Genomic DNA, 18,222 nt, shown 5'->3' on the forward strand with positions numbered 1-18,222 from the left:
GAAATGTAAGCTAAGCTATGCGTTTGGTGGCGATGGCGGAGGGGTTCCACACGTACCCATCCCGAACACGACCGTTAAGCCCTCTAGCGCCGATGGTACTTGGACCGCAGGGTCCTGGGAGAGTAGGACGCCGCCAAGCAACAGGAAGACACACTTGATGATATCGAGTGTGTCTTTTTTATTTTAATCCTAAATACTTGTATAAACCTTAACAGCCCTGGTAAATAACCAAGGCTGTTTTTTTATTTCAATATTTATGAGAATGTTAAATAACTTTAAATGGTTCATTTCTCTATCATCGATTTAAGTACAACATCTGTATATACTTTCATTTGGTTGCAAGCCTCCCCAAGGATTGTAAGGGAGTTCTGCAATGCACGCTGGGTTTCCGAATCAATGATGACGCCTTGTTTGTTCATTTTCAATGTAATATGAGGAATAGTTATACAGCCCTCCTGTAGAACTTGTGCATTGATCATGTTTAGTGTCAGCAATAAGGAAGCATGGGCTTTGTCACCTCCCATGGGGCTTGGGGAAGCAGCGATGGCAATGGTGGGTTTATTGAGCCATTCTCCAGAAGATACAACCCAATCTAGTACGTTTTTTAAGACCCCGGGAACGCCGTTTCCATACTCTGGCGTGCAGATAAGGACACCGTCCGAATGCTTAAGTTGGCCTCTCAAGTTCTGTACGGACACGGGACCCTCCTCGACATCGAGGTCAGGGTTAAAATGCGGTAGACCATTTAATCCATCATATACTTCAAACTTAAGATTAGTGTGAGCCAGCTTAATCATGGCGTGCATTAGTAACGTATTGGAGGACTGATTGCGCAGACTTCCGGAAATGGCAAGGATATTTAATTCTTTCATGGGTATAGATCATCTCTATTCTGTAGTAATGTAGGGCAATCTGTTTATTTTCCTCCTGTTTGAATGAGCTGTCTATAAAAAACGCATATAATTAAGGCATTCTTCATGTTAGTCAGGGAATATCCACAATTCTTCATCAAAAATGCATGCCATCGTTTGTATTACTCTTGGTAATAGAATGAAGAGATCACTTTAAAATAAACAACTAACGAAAGAATCATAATAAATATTTTATAAAATTAGTACCAAGTACTAATACTTAGTGCTATAATGATAAAAAACAAGTGAGGTGACTACCGGTATGAATCATCAATCAAAGGCAACCATCACGGCAATGGGGACGTATGTACCGGATCGAATATTAACGAATGCTGATCTGGAGAAATTAGTCGAGACAAGTGACGAATGGATTGTGCAACGTACAGGCATGAGAGAACGGCGAATTGCAGCTGAAGATCAATTTGTATCTGACCTGGCTACGAAGGCTGTAGAAGATATGATACATCGTTATGATGTAAGTATAGAAGATGTGGATATGATCCTTGTGGCTACAAGTACACCTGAATATGCTTTCCCAAGTACCGCATCTAGAGTACAGGCTAACCTTAAGATCCCACACACGGGCGTACTGGATTTAAATGCTGCATGCGCAGGTTTTACCTACGGGCTACAGCTTGCTGACAGTCTGGTGACCAGTGGAATGTACCGCAAAGTACTGGTTATGGGAGCAGAGACGTTATCCAAAATTACGGATTACACAGACCGCACGACTTGTGTACTGTTTGGTGATGGAGCGGGGGCCTTCTTGGTCGAGAGATCATCGGGTGCTGAAGGTGACTTTATGGCAGCCATATCAGGTACACATGGAGAAGGTGGTGTACATCTCTATAAGAGTGGTCTGTCTTCGGAGATGAATGGTGTGCCTTTGCAGGGTGAGGGATGCCTTGTTCAGAATGGTCGAGAGATTTATAAGTGGGCTGTACGGACGATCCCAGAGCAATTAGGTAATCTTATAACGAAAGCTGGATTAAGACCTGAGCAGATTGACTGGTTTGTCCCGCATAGTGCCAATATGAGAATGATTGAGGCTGTTTGCGAGCGTGGTCCGATTCCTTTGGAACGTACTTTAACCAGTGTGGAGTATCGTGGGAACACCTCTGCTGCTTCCATTCCGCTTGCTTTACAGCTTGCAGTGGATGAAGGGAAATTGAAAGAAGGACAGAGCGTAACTCTCTTTGGCTTTGGCGGTGGTCTGACGTACGCAGGTCTGGTGCTGAAATGGGGCGTGCCGGACAAGGTTCAGGAATGAGTATCATACGACTGTATGCAATACAAAAATAAATAGAGAACATAAAAGAGACCACCCAAACTTCATGTAGTCATGAAGAGGGGGGTCTCTTTAGTGGGTTAACTCGTTTCAAAAAAGTGATATGATTGCATCTATTTTTTGTGTTAACCGGAATTGCTTAATCCCATAAATATTTTACGGCGTAAGCTTAGGCGCTTGGCGGTGATGAGTTCCTTGTTCGTAGCTGTAAGCCAGCTTGATCAAGGTACCTTCATCAAAGGCACGACCCAGGAATTCCATACCTACGGGCAAACCATCAGTTGTGAAACCAGCAGGGACCGTAATCGCCGGGAAGCCGGAGAAAGGACTCAATCGGTTGTTACCACCAGAGTTTTGTCCTTCGCCGATAACACCAGCGGCTTGTGTGGACGTAGGATAGATGATGGCATCCAGGTTGTTGTCTGCCATAACTTTCAGCAGGGACTCACGTGTAACTTGGGTACGTTTCAGGACGATGTCCTTGTATTCGGTAGTCTCCAATGTTTGGCGTGCATCCCGAGTTTTCATGGATTGTTCTTGGGACTTATCAAACTCTCCAGAAGCGATGATCTCGGACAGACTGTGATAAGGAGCGTCTGCACCCAATGAGTCTAGATAGTCATTCAACTGGAACTTGAATTCATATCCACTAAGGCTTGGATATTTATTGATCTCAGTCAAGTTCGGGATGGAAATGGGAACTGCGGTAGCGCCCAGTGTCTTCAGTTCTTCCACAGCGGTGTTGATTACGTCAGCAACGGCTTTTTCTTCAGCTTTGGTACTTGGGATGAGTTCTGTGGCCACACCGATGCGTGCACCTTTCAACCCGTTTACATCCAAGAAATCAGTGTAGCTGGAAGGAATTTTTCCAACCGCGTAAGCTGTAGCGACATCCTTTTTATCATATCCGGCTGTAGCATCCAACATGATTGCAGCGTCACTAACCGTACGAGCCATAGGTCCACCTACATCCTGTGTCAAAGCCAGTGGGATAATGCCTTCACGGCTGGACAGTCCGATGGTTGGGCGGATACCCACAAGGCTGTTGAAGCTGGATGGGATTCGGATCGAACCGCCAGTGTCTGTACCCATGCCGGCTGCAGCAAAGTTTGATGCAATGGCTGCGCCTGTTCCACCGCTTGAGCCACCTGGATAATGGTCCAGGGCGTAAGGGTTCAGTGTTTGTCCACCCAATGAGCTGGATGTCGTTATGCCGAATGCGAATTCATGCAGGTTCGTTTTGCCCAAAATAATGGCGCCATCTGCTTTCAGTTTCTTCACTTGTTCAGCATCGTGAGCAGGAATGGAATCTTTCAGACAGATACAGCCTGCGGTTGTCGGCATGTCATTGGTATCGAAATTGTCTTTTACCAAAACCGGAACGCCATGCAGAGGCCCGCGGGCACCTTGGGCTGCACGTTCCTCATCCAATTGCTCCGCAATTTGGAGTGCATCCGGGTTCAGCGTTAATACGGCGTTGATGCTTACACCTTGATCATCGTATTTTTCAATGCGGTCCAGATATTTCTGAACTAGCTCTTTTGATGTCAGTTTTCCTTGCGTCATTGCGGCCTGGAGATCCATGATGGTTGCTTCCTCCAGCACAAATGGTTTTATGTAGTTATAAATGCGATCTTTCAGTATGGAGAGGTCATTCTCGGTAAGTACAGCGTTTGGAAGGAAGAGGGAATCGGTATAACCTTTCATTAGCCCTGCCGTATTCAATGCACCAACAGCACCTGCGAAAGTGGCTTCATCCGGGACATCTTTGAATGATACGGTAGTCGAATCCAGCTTGAGCCATTGTTGCAAGGCGACCGCAGCATCTTTACGTTGTACGGTTGTGCCGGAGAGCTTGTCCATGGTAAAAGGAACACCTGCAAGTGTAGCCGCTTCTTCCATAGCCTGAACAAATGCTGCAGGAGTAGCTGGCGCTTTTCCTTTGGATACAGCTGCGACTGTTGTTTTACTCGTAGGCGTTGCCGTTGCGGCTGATGCCGAAGGTACCGTTCCTCCCCATGTTGTGGCAACAACAGCACCTGCCAGTAACAAAGCCCCACTTTTTTTCAATACAGATCCATGATAAGTCATGCATCCACACTCCCTTCCTGTGTCTCATTGATGTGTGTAGCGATTCTGTTTCTATGCTTTTGACACATTGTATAGTTATGTCAGGTAATCTTACAAGGTTTATATTTATCCAAAAAAACGTATACATCAATACTTTACCGTGTTAATACTTATTCATGCTTCTGTTTACATGTACTCAGAAAAACTATTACATAATATAATGTGAATAAATATAACATCATTTTGATAAGTTGATTAAACATGAGGTTACGGGATGCGAGTAGTTAGGAAGTAGAGATGACAGAGCATACCTTTAGTGTGAAATGATATAATGAAAAGATAGGGATAAAAGAGACATAACGTTCTACCAGAGAGGAAGAGATATGAAGTGAAGACATTGGTACTCGCAGAAAAACCATCTGTAGCACGTGAAATAGCCAGAGTTATGGGTGCGCGTGATAAACATAAAAGTTATATGGAGGGCCCAAAATATATCGTTACCTGGGCGCTTGGACATCTGGTTGGATTAGCTGAACCCGAGGATTACGACAAAAAGTATGCAACATGGAATCTGGAGGACCTGCCCATTCTGCCAGAGCGTACGAAACTGAAGGTACTTAAAGAGACCAACCATCAATATAAAGCCGTGCAGCAGCTAATGAAACGTCAGGATGTGGGTGAGCTTGTCATTGCGACGGATGCAGCCCGTGAGGGAGAATTGCTGGCCCGTTGGATTATGCAGATGGCAGGGTGGAAAAAACCTTTTAAACGCCTGTGGATTTCATCCCAGACAGATAAGGCGATCAAAGACGGATTTGCTTCGCTGAAACCAGGCAGTCAATTCGATCGTCTCTATGAATCTGCACGTTGCCGTGCGGAAGCCGACTGGATGATTGGACTTAACGTGACCCGTGCGCTGACCGTTCGTTTCAATGCACAGTTGTCTGCTGGACGGGTCCAAACTCCGACCTTGGGCATGATTATGGACAGGGAAAATGAAATTAATGGTTTCCGCTCGCAGGAGTATGAGACGTTAACGGCAGATTTGGGTGGTTTTCAGGCTGTCTGGCGGGCAGCTGGAGGAGATTCACGAATTTTCGACCCTCAGGAAATGCAAGAATTGAAGAAACGGGTAGACGGGCGCAAGGGCATGATTGCCCAGGTGAAGAAAAGCGAGAAAGTAGAGCCACATCCACTGGCATATGACCTGACGGAACTGCAACGGGATGCCAACCGGAAATATGGTTTCTCTGCAAAGCAAACATCAAATGTCCTGCAACGTCTGTATGAACAGCACAAGCTTGTGACATACCCACGTACGGACAGTCGATACCTGACTTCCGATATGACAGCTACGTTGAAAGAACGGCTGGATAGTGTAGCCATTGGACCTTATGCGTCTTTGGCACGTCCTTTGTTGCGCAAAAATCTGAATATCACCAAACGTATTGTGGATGACAGCAAAGTTACGGATCACCATGCGATTATCCCAACGGAGCAGACGGTGCTTCTGAATCAATTGAATCCAGAGGAACGCAAACTGTACGATCTGATCGTACGTCGTTTTATCAGCCTATTCTATCCGGCAGCGAAGTACGATTCGGTTGCGATCACGGTTCAGGTGGGGAATGACTCCTTCCATGTTAAAGGTACAACGGTGAAAGAAAGTGGATGGCGTGAAGTATACGGCGGCGATTACAGCGATGATGACGATGACCGTACTGATGATGCAGCAGACCATGAGCGTGCGCTTTTGCCAGATGTGCAGCAAGGGCAGTCCGTGACGGTTCAGCGTTGCCATATTAAAAGTGGACGGACGATGCCGCCCAAACGGTATACCGAAGCTGCTTTGCTTTCCCAGATGGAAAAACATGGACTCGGCACTCCGGCTACACGTGCGGATATTATCGAGAAACTGGTCAGTTCCGATACAATAGATCGTCAAGGCAACAGCATGCATCCAACCGGTAAAGGAAAACAGCTGATTGAACTGGCTGCCCCGCAGCTTCGTTCACCGGATCTGACCGCCCGCTGGGAAGCTGAACTGGAGCGGATTGCCCGTGGACAAGGGAAACCGGGACCGTTCCTAGATGGTATCCGTTCAATGGCGAAAGAGCTGGTGTCTACGGTAAAAGGCAGCAAAGCAGAGTACAAGCCGCATAATGTGTCCAATAGCCATTGCCCGGATTGTAACGCACGACTACTGGAGAAGAAGGGCAAGCGCGGTAAGTTTCTCGTATGTCCCACCGAAGACTGCGGGTATCGTCGTTCGGCAGAGAAGAGACTGTCCAACCGTCGTTGTGCGCAGTGCCACAAAAAGATGGAAATCAAAGAAGGTAAGGCGGGGTTATACGTACAATGTCTACCTTGTGGTATTACAGAAACGTTGGATAAGGACAAACAGCATGTGAACAAACGCGATCAGCAAAAGCTGGTGAAACAATATGCGAAGCAGGAATCCATTGGGTCTAACCTTGGAGATCTGCTGAAGGCGGCTATGGAGAAAAAGGGAGAGTAACACGCTTGAGGGTAGTTGAAGTCGTATAAGATCCTCCGTTTTCAGGCAACGTAAGCCAAGGAGGTGATACCTACATGCCGCACAACAAACCAGAGAAAATCCATAATCAGCAAAACAAAGACAGTATTCGGGAAGAGAGTATCGCTGTGCGCCCGGACAAAGCAGCCAAAAGAGCACCAAGCCTGAACGGTATTTCAAAGCAGGAGTCCTAAGTCAGAGCGAGGTTAGCGTTATTACACAAAATTATGGTTCCCTACCCGGTGCGTTGAACATGTCTCTGATGAGGACTATAATGGAGACAGGGAGATGTCCCGGGACAGGGGGATCGCTAGAATTATATGCAAACCGGACTTATATTGTGGTTTTTATTTATTAATGTAGTTGGTTATCTGGTTATGTCGGATGATAAGAGGCGTGCACAACAGCGTCGTGACCGTACACCCGAACGGACGTTATTCTTATTAGCATTTATAGGCGGTGCTTTGGGAGTCTGGATCGCGATGTATCGGAAAAGGCATAAGACTAAACATCCCAGCTTCACCATTGGCATTCCGTTGTTGTTGTTCTTAAATGCGGTAATCTATGGTTACTTTATTCAATGAACACATGGAACAAATGCGTAACCATTCGAACAAGACTTACGCTGAAGTGAAAGGTGTATCATTAATTCGTCTGATATGTAAATTCATTCGTATAAATGGTTCATTGTGGTTCCGGAACGTTTAAGGAGTTATATGGTTCTGTTAGTTTATTACATGTCAGACCGAAGCTTGCTTCGCGTGCTCTACATATAAAGGAAGGGACGGGATTCACATGTTATTTTCCAAAATATTAGTGGCTTATGATGGTTCCAAAGCTTCAAATAAAGCACTTGATCGTGCGATTGAGCTAGCTAAAGTGTCCCCAAATGCAGTACTGGATGTCATTCATGCTTTTGATTTCCCGCGTGTATTCATCGGTGAGGGGTTGGCTCCATTGCCACCTTCACTTAATAATGACTATTACAATCTGGCGGTACAGACAACAGATGAAGCGAAAGAACGAATTCAGGCTGCGGGTGTAACGGCCAATGTGGATCTGATTCAAGGAGCAGCTGCGGAAGTGTTGCTTGATTTTGCCAAAGAAAATGATTCTGATATCATTATTATTGGTAGCCGTGGACTGGGTGGTATTCGGGAATTTGTTCTGGGTAGTGTCAGTCACAATGTAGTGCAGCATGCGCGGGTTCCAGTACTGATCGTAAAATAATGGATGAAGTGTGTACGCACTGAAAAGCAGGAAGCCGGTTGTCTTCGAGAGATTGAAGAGGAGCCGGCTTTCTTTTATGGGATGAAATGGTTGGTTAAACGAATTTAAAGAAGCAATTCCCGAACATTATATTTGTCAATATGTTAAATGTTCGTCTTTAAGTTGACATTAGCTGTAGGGGATTGTTAGAATGTTAGATGTGTCGATCAGGTAAGAATAAGGTCGAGTAGGAACGAAATATGTAATAAGAGATTACAAAAATGAACGAAGATAGTTTGATAGATATTTGCTCGTATAACGCCGGGAATAGGGCCCGGAAGTATCTACCCGGGAACCGTAAATTTCCGGACTACGAGGAGATACGGCTGAGAGTCGCATGCAACCAGATGCGGACAGCAAGCCCCCTTTTGGCATGCCCAAATGAGGGATACGTATTTCTTGGAGTCCGGTGTCCGGAGAAAATGTGATGTTTTCGCGGGTAGCGGATTTTTTCATTTCACACTGTAATAAGAGTTCCTTAATAGTCAGATGTAATCAAAAAAGCGCAGACGGGAGTTGGATGTATTCATGTCACTGCAAGTCGCTGTAATTATGGGCAGCAAGTCGGATTGGGAAACGATGAAACATGCGTGCGAGGTGCTGGACGAGCTGGAGATTGGGTATGAGAAAAAGGTGGTCTCCGCCCATCGTACACCGGATTTGATGTTTGAATACGCAGAGCAAGCAATTGATCGAGGATTCAAGGTGATCATTGCAGGGGCAGGCGGGGCAGCACATCTACCCGGTATGGTTGCCGCCAAAACGATGCTTCCAGTCATTGGCGTACCGGTTCAATCCAAAGCATTGAACGGTCTCGATTCCTTGTTGTCCATTGTTCAGATGCCTGGCGGTATTCCCGTCGCAACTGTGGCGATTGGCAAGGCAGGGGCAACCAATGCAGGATTGCTGGCAGCTCAAATGATCGGTGCTTTTGACCCGGATGTCCAACGTCGCTCTGAAGCTCGCAGAGAGCGCATCAAACAAGAAGTACTCGAAGGCAGTGAAGAACTATGACTAGAGAAGGTTTACAGTCGCGTGCGGCAGGAGAGTTGAAAAATGTCCTGCTGCCCGGGAAAACAACCATCGGCATTCTTGGAGGCGGACAGCTCGGACGGATGATGACGCTCGCAGGAACGGCAATGGGGTATCGATTCGTTACTCTTGATCCCGCTGCGGATGCACCTTGTGGTCAAGTTGCTCGTCAGATTGAAGCTGGTTATGACGATGCCAAAGCTGCACTTGAACTGGCTCGGCAATGCGATGTCATTACGTATGAGTTTGAAAATGTAGATGCAGAAGTCGCTGGGTTGCTCGAGCGTGAGTCTTACGTTCCGCAAGGAAGTGCGTTACTGTACACCACACAACATCGTTTGCGTGAAAAACGTGCGATTGAAGCCGCTGGAGTAAGAGTCGCGCCTTATCGTGAGATCACAAGTGCGGATACGATGCTTGCTGCTGTTAGCGAACTTGGAGTGCCATGTGTACTGAAGACGGTGACTGGCGGCTACGATGGCAAAGGCCAACGGGTAATCCGGGAATCAAGTCAGGCTGTTGCCGCATACGAAGAACTTGCAGCTACAGGTGCGGAACTGGTGTTGGAACAATTCATCAAGTTCGAATGCGAAATATCGGTCGTTGTAGCGCGTAGTACAAATGGGGAGATCAAGACGTTCCCGCCAGCGGAGAACATTCATGTGAACAACATTTTGCATGCGTCAATCGTACCGGCTAGAGTTGCTGCAGACATCCAGATTGAAGCGCAAAAGCTGGCAGCCGCGGTGGCAGAATCGATGAAGGCTATCGGACTGCTGGCTGTGGAACTGTTTGTAGCGGCGGATGGAAGACTGTACGTCAACGAACTGGCACCAAGACCGCACAATTCTGGTCACTATACCATGGAAGCTTGCGCGACTTCGCAATTTGAACAACATATCCGTGCCATCTGCGGGTTACCACTTGGGGACACTTCGTTATTGAGTCCGGTTGTTATGGTCAATGTGCTTGGAGAGCATCTGGAAGGTATTATCGCCAGAACAGGGCAACCTGATGCTGAAGCGATAGAGCTCGGTGTGATTCCCAAGCTTCATATATATGGTAAAACCGAAGCGAAAACAGGACGGAAGATGGGGCATGTGAATCTGCTCTGTCAGGATGTTGAAGAAGGATTACAATGGATTGAACAAACTAACCTCTGGAGGAATACAAATTCATGATTGAACGTTATAGCAGACCCGAAATGAGAGCCATCTGGACCGAAGAAAACAAATTCCAATCGTGGCTGGAAGTTGAAATTTGTGCATGTGAGGCATGGGCCGAACTGGGTGTAATCCCTAAGGAAGAAGCAGCATTGCTTCGTCAGAACGCATCTTTTGACATCGACCGCATCTATGAGATTGAACAGGAAACACGTCATGACGTTATCGCATTTACACGTACGGTATCTGAAAGTCTGGGTGCGGAGCGGAAATGGGTGCACTACGGACTGACTTCCACAGATGTCGTAGATACGGCCTTGGGATATGTACTGCGTCAAGCGAATGAGATTCTGGAAAAGGATATCGTGAATTTCATTGAAATTCTTCGCGAAAAAGCACTGGCTTATCAGCACACACCAATGATGGGACGTACGCACGGCGTACATGCAGAGCCAACGACATTTGGACTGAAAATGGCGTTGTGGCATGAAGAGATGAAACGGAACCTGGAGCGTTTCCGTCATGCAGCAGACAATGTACAATACGGCAAAATCTCAGGCGCAGTAGGAACGTACGCGAACATCGATCCGTTTGTGGAAGAGTTTGTCTGCGAGAAGCTGGGTACGAAACCTGCGCCGATCTCGACTCAAACATTGCAACGTGATCGTCACGCGGAATATATGGCTACACTGGCGTTGATCGCAACGTCCCTGGACAAGTTCGCTACAGAGGTACGTGCACTGCAGAAGAGTGAATTCCGTGAAGTGGAAGAAGCTTTTGCAAAAGGTCAAAAAGGATCTTCCGCGATGCCGCACAAGCGTAACCCAATCGGTAGTGAAAACATCTCCGGTCTGTCCCGCGTTATTCGCGGACATATGGTATCGGCATACGAGAACGTAACGCTCTGGCATGAGCGCGACATCTCGCATTCATCCGTTGAACGTATCATTCTGCCGGATGCAACGATGCTGCTGAACTACATGCTGAACCGTTTTGGTAACATCGTGAAGAACCTGACAGTGTTCCCTGAGAACATGAAACGCAACATGGAGCGCACTTACGGGGTACCATTCTCCGGTCGCATCATGACTAAACTGATTGACAAAGGTTTCAGCCGCGAGCAAGCGTACGATACCGTTCAACCACGTGCGATGCAAGCATGGGAAGAACAACGTCAGTTCCAGGATATCGTGAAATCCACACCGGAAATCACGGAAGTGCTGAACGAAGAAGAAATCGCAGATGCATTCAACCCGTCATGGCACCTGAAGCACGTAGACACCATCTTCAAAAAGCTTGGTTTGAACGATTAATATATAACTTCATAAGGCTATAGCGCAGAATGATGGGTAAGCACTTGAACGCAGAGGACAGAAATAAGCTGAAGAAGCAAAGCTAAAAACATTATGAAAGAAAGCTACTTCGGAAGCATACGCTGCGCCTTTATCAAATTTAGAACAAGTTTTACTCCCTAAAAGTATAGGTTGATTATGTGTTCACGCTGGAACGGAGAAGGCAGAAAAAACCTGAAGAAGCAAAGCGCTCGCCTTTATCCCCGGATTTTCACTTTGCAAAAGTGGAATCAAAAAATCCGGGGATAACAGCGATCGGAAGGTTGTTCTGCATTCGGAGTGGCCCCGCGTGAAGAGGGGAATTGGACGTATACTTTACATCTCCTGAAAGAAGGTGAGCCCATGGCACTGTCCACTGCGGCAGATCTCGTTAAAGCACCTCTGTTATATAAAGGAAAAGTACGTGAATTATACGATCTGGGTGAACATTTTCTGATCGTGGTTACGGACCGTATATCGGCATTTGATTACGTGCTGGACCCGGCGGTTCCCGAGAAAGGAAACGTACTGAATAAACTCAGCAGCTTTTGGTTCGAACTGACGGGTGACATGATGGAGAATCACGTCGTTCATACCGATGTGAATCAACTGGGTGATCTCATCACAGACCCAGAATTGCTCAAAGACCGCATCATGGTAACCCGCAAAGCAGAACGCATTGATATTGAATGTGTCGTGCGTGGATACATCACGGGTGGGGGATGGAGACAATACGAGACGAGTGGTGAAGTGAATGGCATTAAACTGCCTGATGGACTTCGCAAAAACGCCAAGCTCGAAGTTCCCATTTTCACACCGGCAGCCAAAAACGATGTTGGTCACGATGAGGACATCCCAATGGATCGCATGAAAGAACTGGTGGGAGACGCACTCGCAGTTGAGCTTCAGGAAAAAAGCTTGCGCCTGTACGAATTCGCCCGTGATTACTGTGATCAGCGTGGCATCATTCTGGCAGACTGCAAATTCGAGTTCGGCATCGTAGATGGCAAGGTCATCCTGATTGACGAAATCTTCACTCCAGATGCTTCACGCTTCTGGGCCAAAGAGAATTACGAACTCGACATCGAGATCGACAGCATGGATAAAGAGCCAGTGCGAACCTACCTTGCCGGAACCGATTGGGACAAGAACAGCAAACCTGATCCACTCCCACAAGAGGTAGTTGAGACAACAACCGCAAGATACGTCGATATTTATAACCGTTTAACGAAATAATAAAGTTTGAGTAAGCTGCGGGAAAGTTTGAGGAAGCTAACGTTTGAGCGAGCTATGGGAAAGTTTGGTTTTCGATCGCTGTTGCCCCCGGAATGTTTCCTTTTTTCAAAAGGAAACATTCCGGTTGCAAAGGCGAACGCTCCGCTTCTCCAGCTCAAATCTTTCCCTCCGCCAGTGTTCAAACTGGTGGGTGAGGCAATTAAGAGCGGTGGCTTCCCACAGGTAGGGGAAGCCTGAAAAATTAAGAGAATTAAATTCACTAATTACTAAAGTAACTTAAAGACCATTAATTGTTTTCACGTAATGGTCAGGCTAGACCATTACACACCGTGCAACGTAAAAGGTTTAGGCCTTTAAAAAACGTCGCATGGACTAGCGGAGGGGCGGAATTGTTCTTAAAGGAGCGATAGCGTTCGCCTTTGTCCCCGGGTTTTGACCGCAGAGCGGGCCAAAACAATCCAAAAAACCTGGGGACAACAAGCGACCGGAAGAACAATCCGCCCCGGAGCAAGCGCCCCAAGCCCCACCTTTTAACAGCGTAAAGCATTTATCCCGTTCATTACTGAGGAGGAACATAAGGATCATGATCAAAGCAACCGTATATGTCACTATTAAGCAAAGCGTACTCGACCCGCAAGGCGTAGCTGTTCAAGGAGCCCTGCATTCTATGGGATTCAACGAAGTGGAAAGTGTACGGATCGGTAAAGTCATGGAATTGAACCTGGATACAACAGATCGTGCGGAAGCGGAGAAACGATTGAAAGTCATGTGTGAAAAGCTGCTGGCCAACACCGTTGTTGAAGATTACCGCTACGAATTGGAGGGTTAATCTCATGAAATTTGCAGTTCTTGTGTTCCCTGGCTCCAACTGCGACATCGACTGTTATAAGGCAGTGGAAGATGCCATTGGGCAAGAGGTTGATTATGTATGGCACACGGCTACAGATCTATCGGCTTATGATTGTATTTTAGTTCCGGGTGGTTTCTCTTATGGTGACTATTTGCGTTGCGGAGCGATTTCCCGCTTTGCACCGGTAATGAATGAGGTAGCGAAAGCTGCTGAACAAGGTAAATATATTTTGGGTATTTGCAACGGATTCCAGATCCTGACGGAAGCAGGATTGCTTCCAGGTGCATTGATCCGCAACACTTCCCTGAAATTCCGTTGTCACGATACAGTGTTGAAAGTGGCGAACGCAGATACACCATTTACACGTGACTATGCACCCGGCGAAGAGATTATCATCCCGATTGCTCACGGTGAAGGCAACTATTATTGCGACGAGGAGACGCTGGCGAGTCTGCAAGCGAACAACCAGATCGTATTTACGTATGGTACCAACCCGAACGGCTCTCTGGGTGATATTGCAGGAGTCTGTAACGAGGCTGGAAACGTGGTCGGCATGATGCCGCATCCAGAGCGTGCAGTGGATTCACTGTTTGGTTCGGAAGACGGCAAACGTATGTTTACATCTATTTTGAAAGCATGGAGGGATCGGCATGACGCAGCAGCTATCCGCTAAGGAACCAACAGCAGAACAGGTCGCAGAACATAAACTTTACGCACAAATGGGCGTATCTGACAGCGAGTATGCGCTGATCTGTGAGTTCATGGGGCGCAAGCCAAACTACACGGAAATTGGTGTGTTCAGTGTAATGTGGTCCGAGCATTGTGCTTATAAAAACTCCAAGCCATTGCTGCGCCGTTTCCCAACCACTGGACCACGTGTCCTGATGGGACCTGGTGAAGGTGCCGGTATCGTGGATATCGGTGATAACCAGGCCGTTGTATTCAAAATTGAAAGCCATAACCATCCTTCCGCGGTTGAGCCTTATCAAGGTGCGGCAACAGGTGTGGGCGGTATTATCCGTGATATTTTCTCCATGGGTGCAAGACCGGTAGCCATACTGAACTCCCTTCGTTTCGGTAAGCTGGAGAGCGATCGCGTTAAATATTTGTTCGAACATGTGGTAGCGGGTATTGCTGGATACGGTAACTGTATCGGTATTCCTACCGTTGGTGGCGAAGTGATGTTTGATGAGAGTTATGAAGGCAATCCGCTGGTTAACGCGATGTGTGTGGGTCTGATTGATCATGACAAGATTCAGCGCGGCGTAGCTAAAGGTGTAGGAAACCCCGTGTATTATGTTGGGCCACCAACAGGGCGGGATGGTATTCATGGAGCAACCTTTGCATCGGTTGAATTGACGGAAGAATCCGAATCCCAACGGACAGCTGTTCAGGTTGGTGATCCATTTATGGAGAAACTGGTGATGGAATCCTGTCTGGAATTGATCGACACTGGCATCGTGCTCGGAATTCAGGATATGGGCGCTGCGGGTCTGACATGTTCGAGTGCAGAGATGGCAAGTAAAGCGGGTAACGGTCTGGAATTGTATCTGGATCAGGTACCACAGCGTGAAGAAGGCATGACTCCTTACGAGATGATGTTGTCTGAGTCCCAGGAACGGATGTTGTTCGTTGTTGAGCCGAAGGATGAGGCACAGGCGATGGAAATCTTTGAACGTTGGGGCGTAATCTGTGCCAAAGTTGGTAAAGTAACGGATGATGGTCGTCTGAAATTGATCCACCACGGCGAAGTGGTCGGAGATATGCCGGTAACGGCTTTGGTTGACGAATGTCCAGTGTATGACAAACCTTCTTCTGTACCTGCCTACTACGAGCAAAGTGCTTCCATCGACACGCTTCGTTATGACGAAGTGTCGGATCTCGGCGGAGCACTGAAACAAGTGCTGGCATCACCAACAGTAGCAAGTAAAAAATGGATTTATGACCAATACGACTACATGGTGCGTACAAGCACTGCCGTTCGTCCAGGTTCGGATGCAGCTGTAGTTACGATTCGTGGAACACGAAAAGGTCTCGCGATGACAACGGACTGTAATGGACGTTATGTGTACCTTGATCCTGAAGTTGGTGGACGGATTGCCGTAAGTGAAGCAGCGCGTAACATTGTATGTTCCGGTGCAGAGCCGCTGGCAATTACGGACAACTTGAACTTCGGTAACCCGGAGAAGCCGGATATTTTCTGGCAAATGGAGAAAGCGGTAGACGGTATGGCGGAAGCTTGTCGTGTGCTGGATACGCCGGTCATCGGTGGTAACGTAAGCTTGTATAACGAAAATGCCAAAGGCTCCATCTATCCAACGCCAGTTGTCGGTATGGTAGGTCTCGTTCATGACACGGATCATATCACGACACAAGCATTCAAATCCGAAGGTGATGTTATCATCCTCCTCGGCGAAACAAAAGCTGAACTGGGTGGCAGCGAGCTGCAATACGCGGTTCATGGTCAGACGGAAGGTCGTCCACCAGAACTGAACTTGCAAACAGAAAAAGCGTTGCTCAGCACGGTGCTGGAAGCTATTCAATCCGGTCTCGTTCGCTCGGCACATGACTTGTCTGAAGGCGGTTTGGCTGTTGCACTCGCAGAGTCTTGCATCAGTGGTAACGTAGGAGCACAGGTGAATGTGGAGACTGCATTGCGTGCAGATCACGCCCTATTCAGTGAGAGCCAATCCCGTATCTTGTTGTCGGCTACGCCAGAGCAAGCGGGTAAACTTGAAGCATTTGTACGTGAGCGTGGTGTACCTGTAGCTGTGATTGGACGTGTAGAAGGAAGTAACCTGACGATTGAATTGAACGGAACATCAGCCGTGAGCGAACCTGTAGGAGGTTTGGCTCAGGTCTGGGAGGATGCGATTCCATGTCTCATGAACTGACGACAGGACCGTTGTGGACAGGCGATTATTATAATGAAGGGTCTGGCAAGGAAGGACTCGACAAATTGAAAGAAGAATGCGGGGTGTTCGGGGTGTTCAGACACCCTGACGCGGCTTCTCTCTCCTATTATGGACTGCATGCGCTACAACATCGGGGCGAAGAAAGTGCAGGCATGTGTGTGAGTGATGGCAGCCAGTTTAACTATCATCGCGGCATGGGTCTGGTGAAGGAAGTATTCACCAAAGACCTGATGCAGACGCTGACCGGGGATATTTCCATTGGACATGTCCGTTATTCAACGAGTGGTGACAGTAAACTGACGAACGCACAGCCATTGGTATTTAAATACCGTGATGGCGATTTGGCAGTAGCAACCAACGGAAACATTGTGAATGCACCAACGATCCGGCGTGAGCTGGAGCAGAGCGGTTCCATTTTCCAAACAACAAGTGATACTGAGGTCATTGCGCATCTAATTGCACGATCCTCCAAAGGGCTTGTGGAAGCGGCAAAAGAGGCGTTCCAGCGCATTGTGGGTGGTTATGCATTTCTGATCATGACCAATGACAAGCTGCTCGTGGCTTCCGATCCGCACGGACTTCGTCCGCTGACGATGGGTAAGTTGGGAGATGCGTATCTGTTTGCATCCGAGACGTGTGCACTCGAAACGATCGGCGCAGAGTTGATTCGTGATATCGAGCCGGGTGAATTGCTTGTGCTGGATGCAGATGGTCTACACGAGGATCGCTTTGATCATCACAAACACCGCAAGGCATTATGCGCGATGGAGTATATCTACTTTGCTCGTCCAGATAGTGATATGAATGGTACGAACCAGCATGCGGCCCGTAAACGGATGGGAAGCCGGATGGCGATTGAGTCGTTTGTGGATGCGGACTTGGTTACGGGAGTACCAGATTCCAGCATCTCGGCGGCCATTGGATATGCTGAACAGACAGGTATTCCGTATGAGATGGGTATGATCAAGAATAAATACACTGGACGTACGTTTATCCAGCCAAGCCAGGAATTGCGGGAGCAGGGCGTGAAGATGAAGCTCAGCGCTGTGCGTCGCGTTGTGGAAGGCAAACGTGTGGTCATGATTGACGACTCCATCGTACGGGGAACAACCTCTCGTCGGATCGTGAACATGCTACGTGATGCAGGAGCAACGGAAGTACATGTACGGATTACATCACCACCTTTCAAAAACCCGTGTTTCTACGGTATTGATACGCCTGACAGCCGTGAATTAATTGCTTCACAGTTGTCGGTGGAAGAAATCTGCCGTGAAATTAATGCGGACTCCCTGGAGTTCCTCAGTCCCGATGGACTGATTGCATCGATTCAGGGAGATAATCAGGATGATCCTAAAGGCGGACTATGTCTCGCATGTTTTGATCATGATTACCCAACCCGCCTCGACTTTGGCGGCGAAGAAAAATTCGGCTGCAGTTGCTAGCTGTTATGTGGCGAGACAAACGTATCTCTCCGCCCCGGGCCTAGCCCGAGCCCTTAAGCCCCGCCTTGCGGAGCAACAGGGGCTAGGGCAGCCAGGCGAAGCAGCTGCCCAGCGGGCCTAGCCCGAGCCCTCAGCCCCGCCTTGCGGAGCAACAGGGGCCAGGCAGCCAGGCGAAGCAG

15 protein-coding genes, 1 rRNA gene and 1 riboswitch are annotated in these 18,222 nt (G+C 47.8%); of the genes, 14 read left to right on the plus strand and 2 right to left on the minus strand.

Annotated features, from left to right (window positions below; translation table 11 throughout):
* Nucleotides 1–22: 22 nt before the first annotated feature.
* Nucleotides 23–139, plus strand: a 5S ribosomal RNA gene (gene rrf, locus BS614_RS07235).
* 145 nt (nt 140–284) lie between these two features.
* On the opposite strand, the gene BS614_RS07240 is transcribed toward rrf, so the two are convergent.
* Complete coding sequence (locus tag BS614_RS07240) at nt 285–872, minus strand: NADPH-dependent FMN reductase (protein WP_074093463.1); 588 nt, start codon at nt 870–872, stop codon at nt 285–287.
* A gap of 301 nt (nt 873–1,173) precedes the next feature.
* Here BS614_RS07240 and BS614_RS07245 point away from each other — a divergent pair, with 301 nt between their 5' ends.
* Entirely contained in the window at nt 1,174–2,181 is a 1,008-nt protein-coding gene (locus BS614_RS07245) for a ketoacyl-ACP synthase III (protein WP_074093464.1), read from the plus strand.
* Nucleotides 2,182–2,355: 174 nt separating this feature from the next.
* Here BS614_RS07245 and BS614_RS07250 read toward each other — a convergent pair whose 3' ends face one another.
* On the minus strand, nt 2,356–4,290 hold the full coding sequence (locus BS614_RS07250; RefSeq protein ID WP_074093466.1) for an amidase family protein: 1,935 nt from the start codon (nt 4,288–4,290) through the stop codon (nt 2,356–2,358).
* Between the two features lie 367 nt (nt 4,291–4,657).
* On the opposite strand from BS614_RS07250, the gene BS614_RS07255 reads away from it, so the two are divergent.
* The 12 genes from BS614_RS07255 to purF all read left to right on the plus strand — a co-directional run bounded on the left by BS614_RS07255 (nt 4,658) and on the right by purF (nt 18,043).
* On the plus strand, nt 4,658–6,787 hold the full coding sequence (locus BS614_RS07255) for a DNA topoisomerase III (protein ID WP_074093468.1): 2,130 nt from the start codon (nt 4,658–4,660) through the stop codon (nt 6,785–6,787).
* Between the two features lie 74 nt (nt 6,788–6,861).
* On the plus strand, nt 6,862–6,999 hold the full coding sequence (locus tag BS614_RS31780; protein ID WP_167544386.1) for a hypothetical protein: 138 nt from the start codon (nt 6,862–6,864) through the stop codon (nt 6,997–6,999).
* A 126-nt stretch (nt 7,000–7,125) separates the two neighbouring features.
* Nucleotides 7,126–7,389 (plus strand): DUF1294 domain-containing protein, encoded by a 264-nt coding sequence (locus BS614_RS07260; RefSeq protein WP_017690702.1) that lies wholly within the window; start codon nt 7,126–7,128, stop codon nt 7,387–7,389.
* A 211-nt stretch (nt 7,390–7,600) separates the two neighbouring features.
* The gene (locus BS614_RS07265) at nt 7,601–8,035 is read left to right on the plus strand and encodes a universal stress protein (protein ID WP_017690701.1); all 435 of its coding nucleotides are present in this window, start codon (nt 7,601–7,603) and stop codon (nt 8,033–8,035) included.
* Nucleotides 8,036–8,305: 270 nt separating this feature from the next.
* Nucleotides 8,306–8,407: riboswitch (purine riboswitch) on the plus strand.
* A 195-nt stretch (nt 8,408–8,602) separates the two neighbouring features.
* Nucleotides 8,603–9,088 carry a 5-(carboxyamino)imidazole ribonucleotide mutase gene (purE, locus tag BS614_RS07270; RefSeq protein WP_074093469.1) on the plus strand — a complete coding sequence of 162 codons (486 nt, stop codon included), beginning with the start codon at nt 8,603–8,605 and terminating at the stop codon, nt 9,086–9,088.
* Nucleotides 9,085–10,287: a 5-(carboxyamino)imidazole ribonucleotide synthase gene (purK, locus tag BS614_RS07275; protein ID WP_074093471.1), complete on the plus strand. Its 1,203-nt coding sequence runs from the start codon at nt 9,085–9,087 to the stop codon at nt 10,285–10,287. The genes purE and purK overlap by 4 nt, the downstream gene beginning before the upstream one ends.
* Entirely contained in the window at nt 10,284–11,582 is a 1,299-nt protein-coding gene (gene purB / locus BS614_RS07280) for an adenylosuccinate lyase (RefSeq protein ID WP_047840491.1), read from the plus strand. The genes purK and purB overlap by 4 nt, the downstream gene beginning before the upstream one ends.
* A gap of 381 nt (nt 11,583–11,963) precedes the next feature.
* Entirely contained in the window at nt 11,964–12,836 is an 873-nt protein-coding gene (locus tag BS614_RS07285; protein WP_074093473.1) for a phosphoribosylaminoimidazolesuccinocarboxamide synthase, read from the plus strand.
* 583 nt (nt 12,837–13,419) lie between these two features.
* Entirely contained in the window at nt 13,420–13,665 is a 246-nt protein-coding gene (gene purS, locus BS614_RS07295) for a phosphoribosylformylglycinamidine synthase subunit PurS (protein WP_017690695.1), read from the plus strand.
* A gap of 4 nt (nt 13,666–13,669) precedes the next feature.
* A complete protein-coding gene (gene purQ / locus BS614_RS07300; protein ID WP_036606071.1) occupies nt 13,670–14,359 on the plus strand; it encodes a phosphoribosylformylglycinamidine synthase subunit PurQ in 690 nt (229 codons plus the stop codon).
* On the plus strand, nt 14,337–16,580 hold the full coding sequence (purL, locus tag BS614_RS07305; RefSeq protein ID WP_074093477.1) for a phosphoribosylformylglycinamidine synthase subunit PurL: 2,244 nt from the start codon (nt 14,337–14,339) through the stop codon (nt 16,578–16,580). The genes purQ and purL overlap by 23 nt, the downstream gene beginning before the upstream one ends.
* Nucleotides 16,565–18,043 (plus strand): amidophosphoribosyltransferase, encoded by a 1,479-nt coding sequence (gene purF / locus BS614_RS07310; protein WP_036606069.1) that lies wholly within the window; start codon nt 16,565–16,567, stop codon nt 18,041–18,043. Before purL ends, purF begins: the two co-directional genes overlap by 16 nt.
* The last annotated feature ends 179 nt before the right edge of the window (nt 18,044–18,222 follow it).

The organism is Paenibacillus xylanexedens (assembly GCF_001908275.1).
GTDB lineage: Bacteria > Bacillota > Bacilli > Paenibacillales > Paenibacillaceae > Paenibacillus > Paenibacillus xylanexedens_A.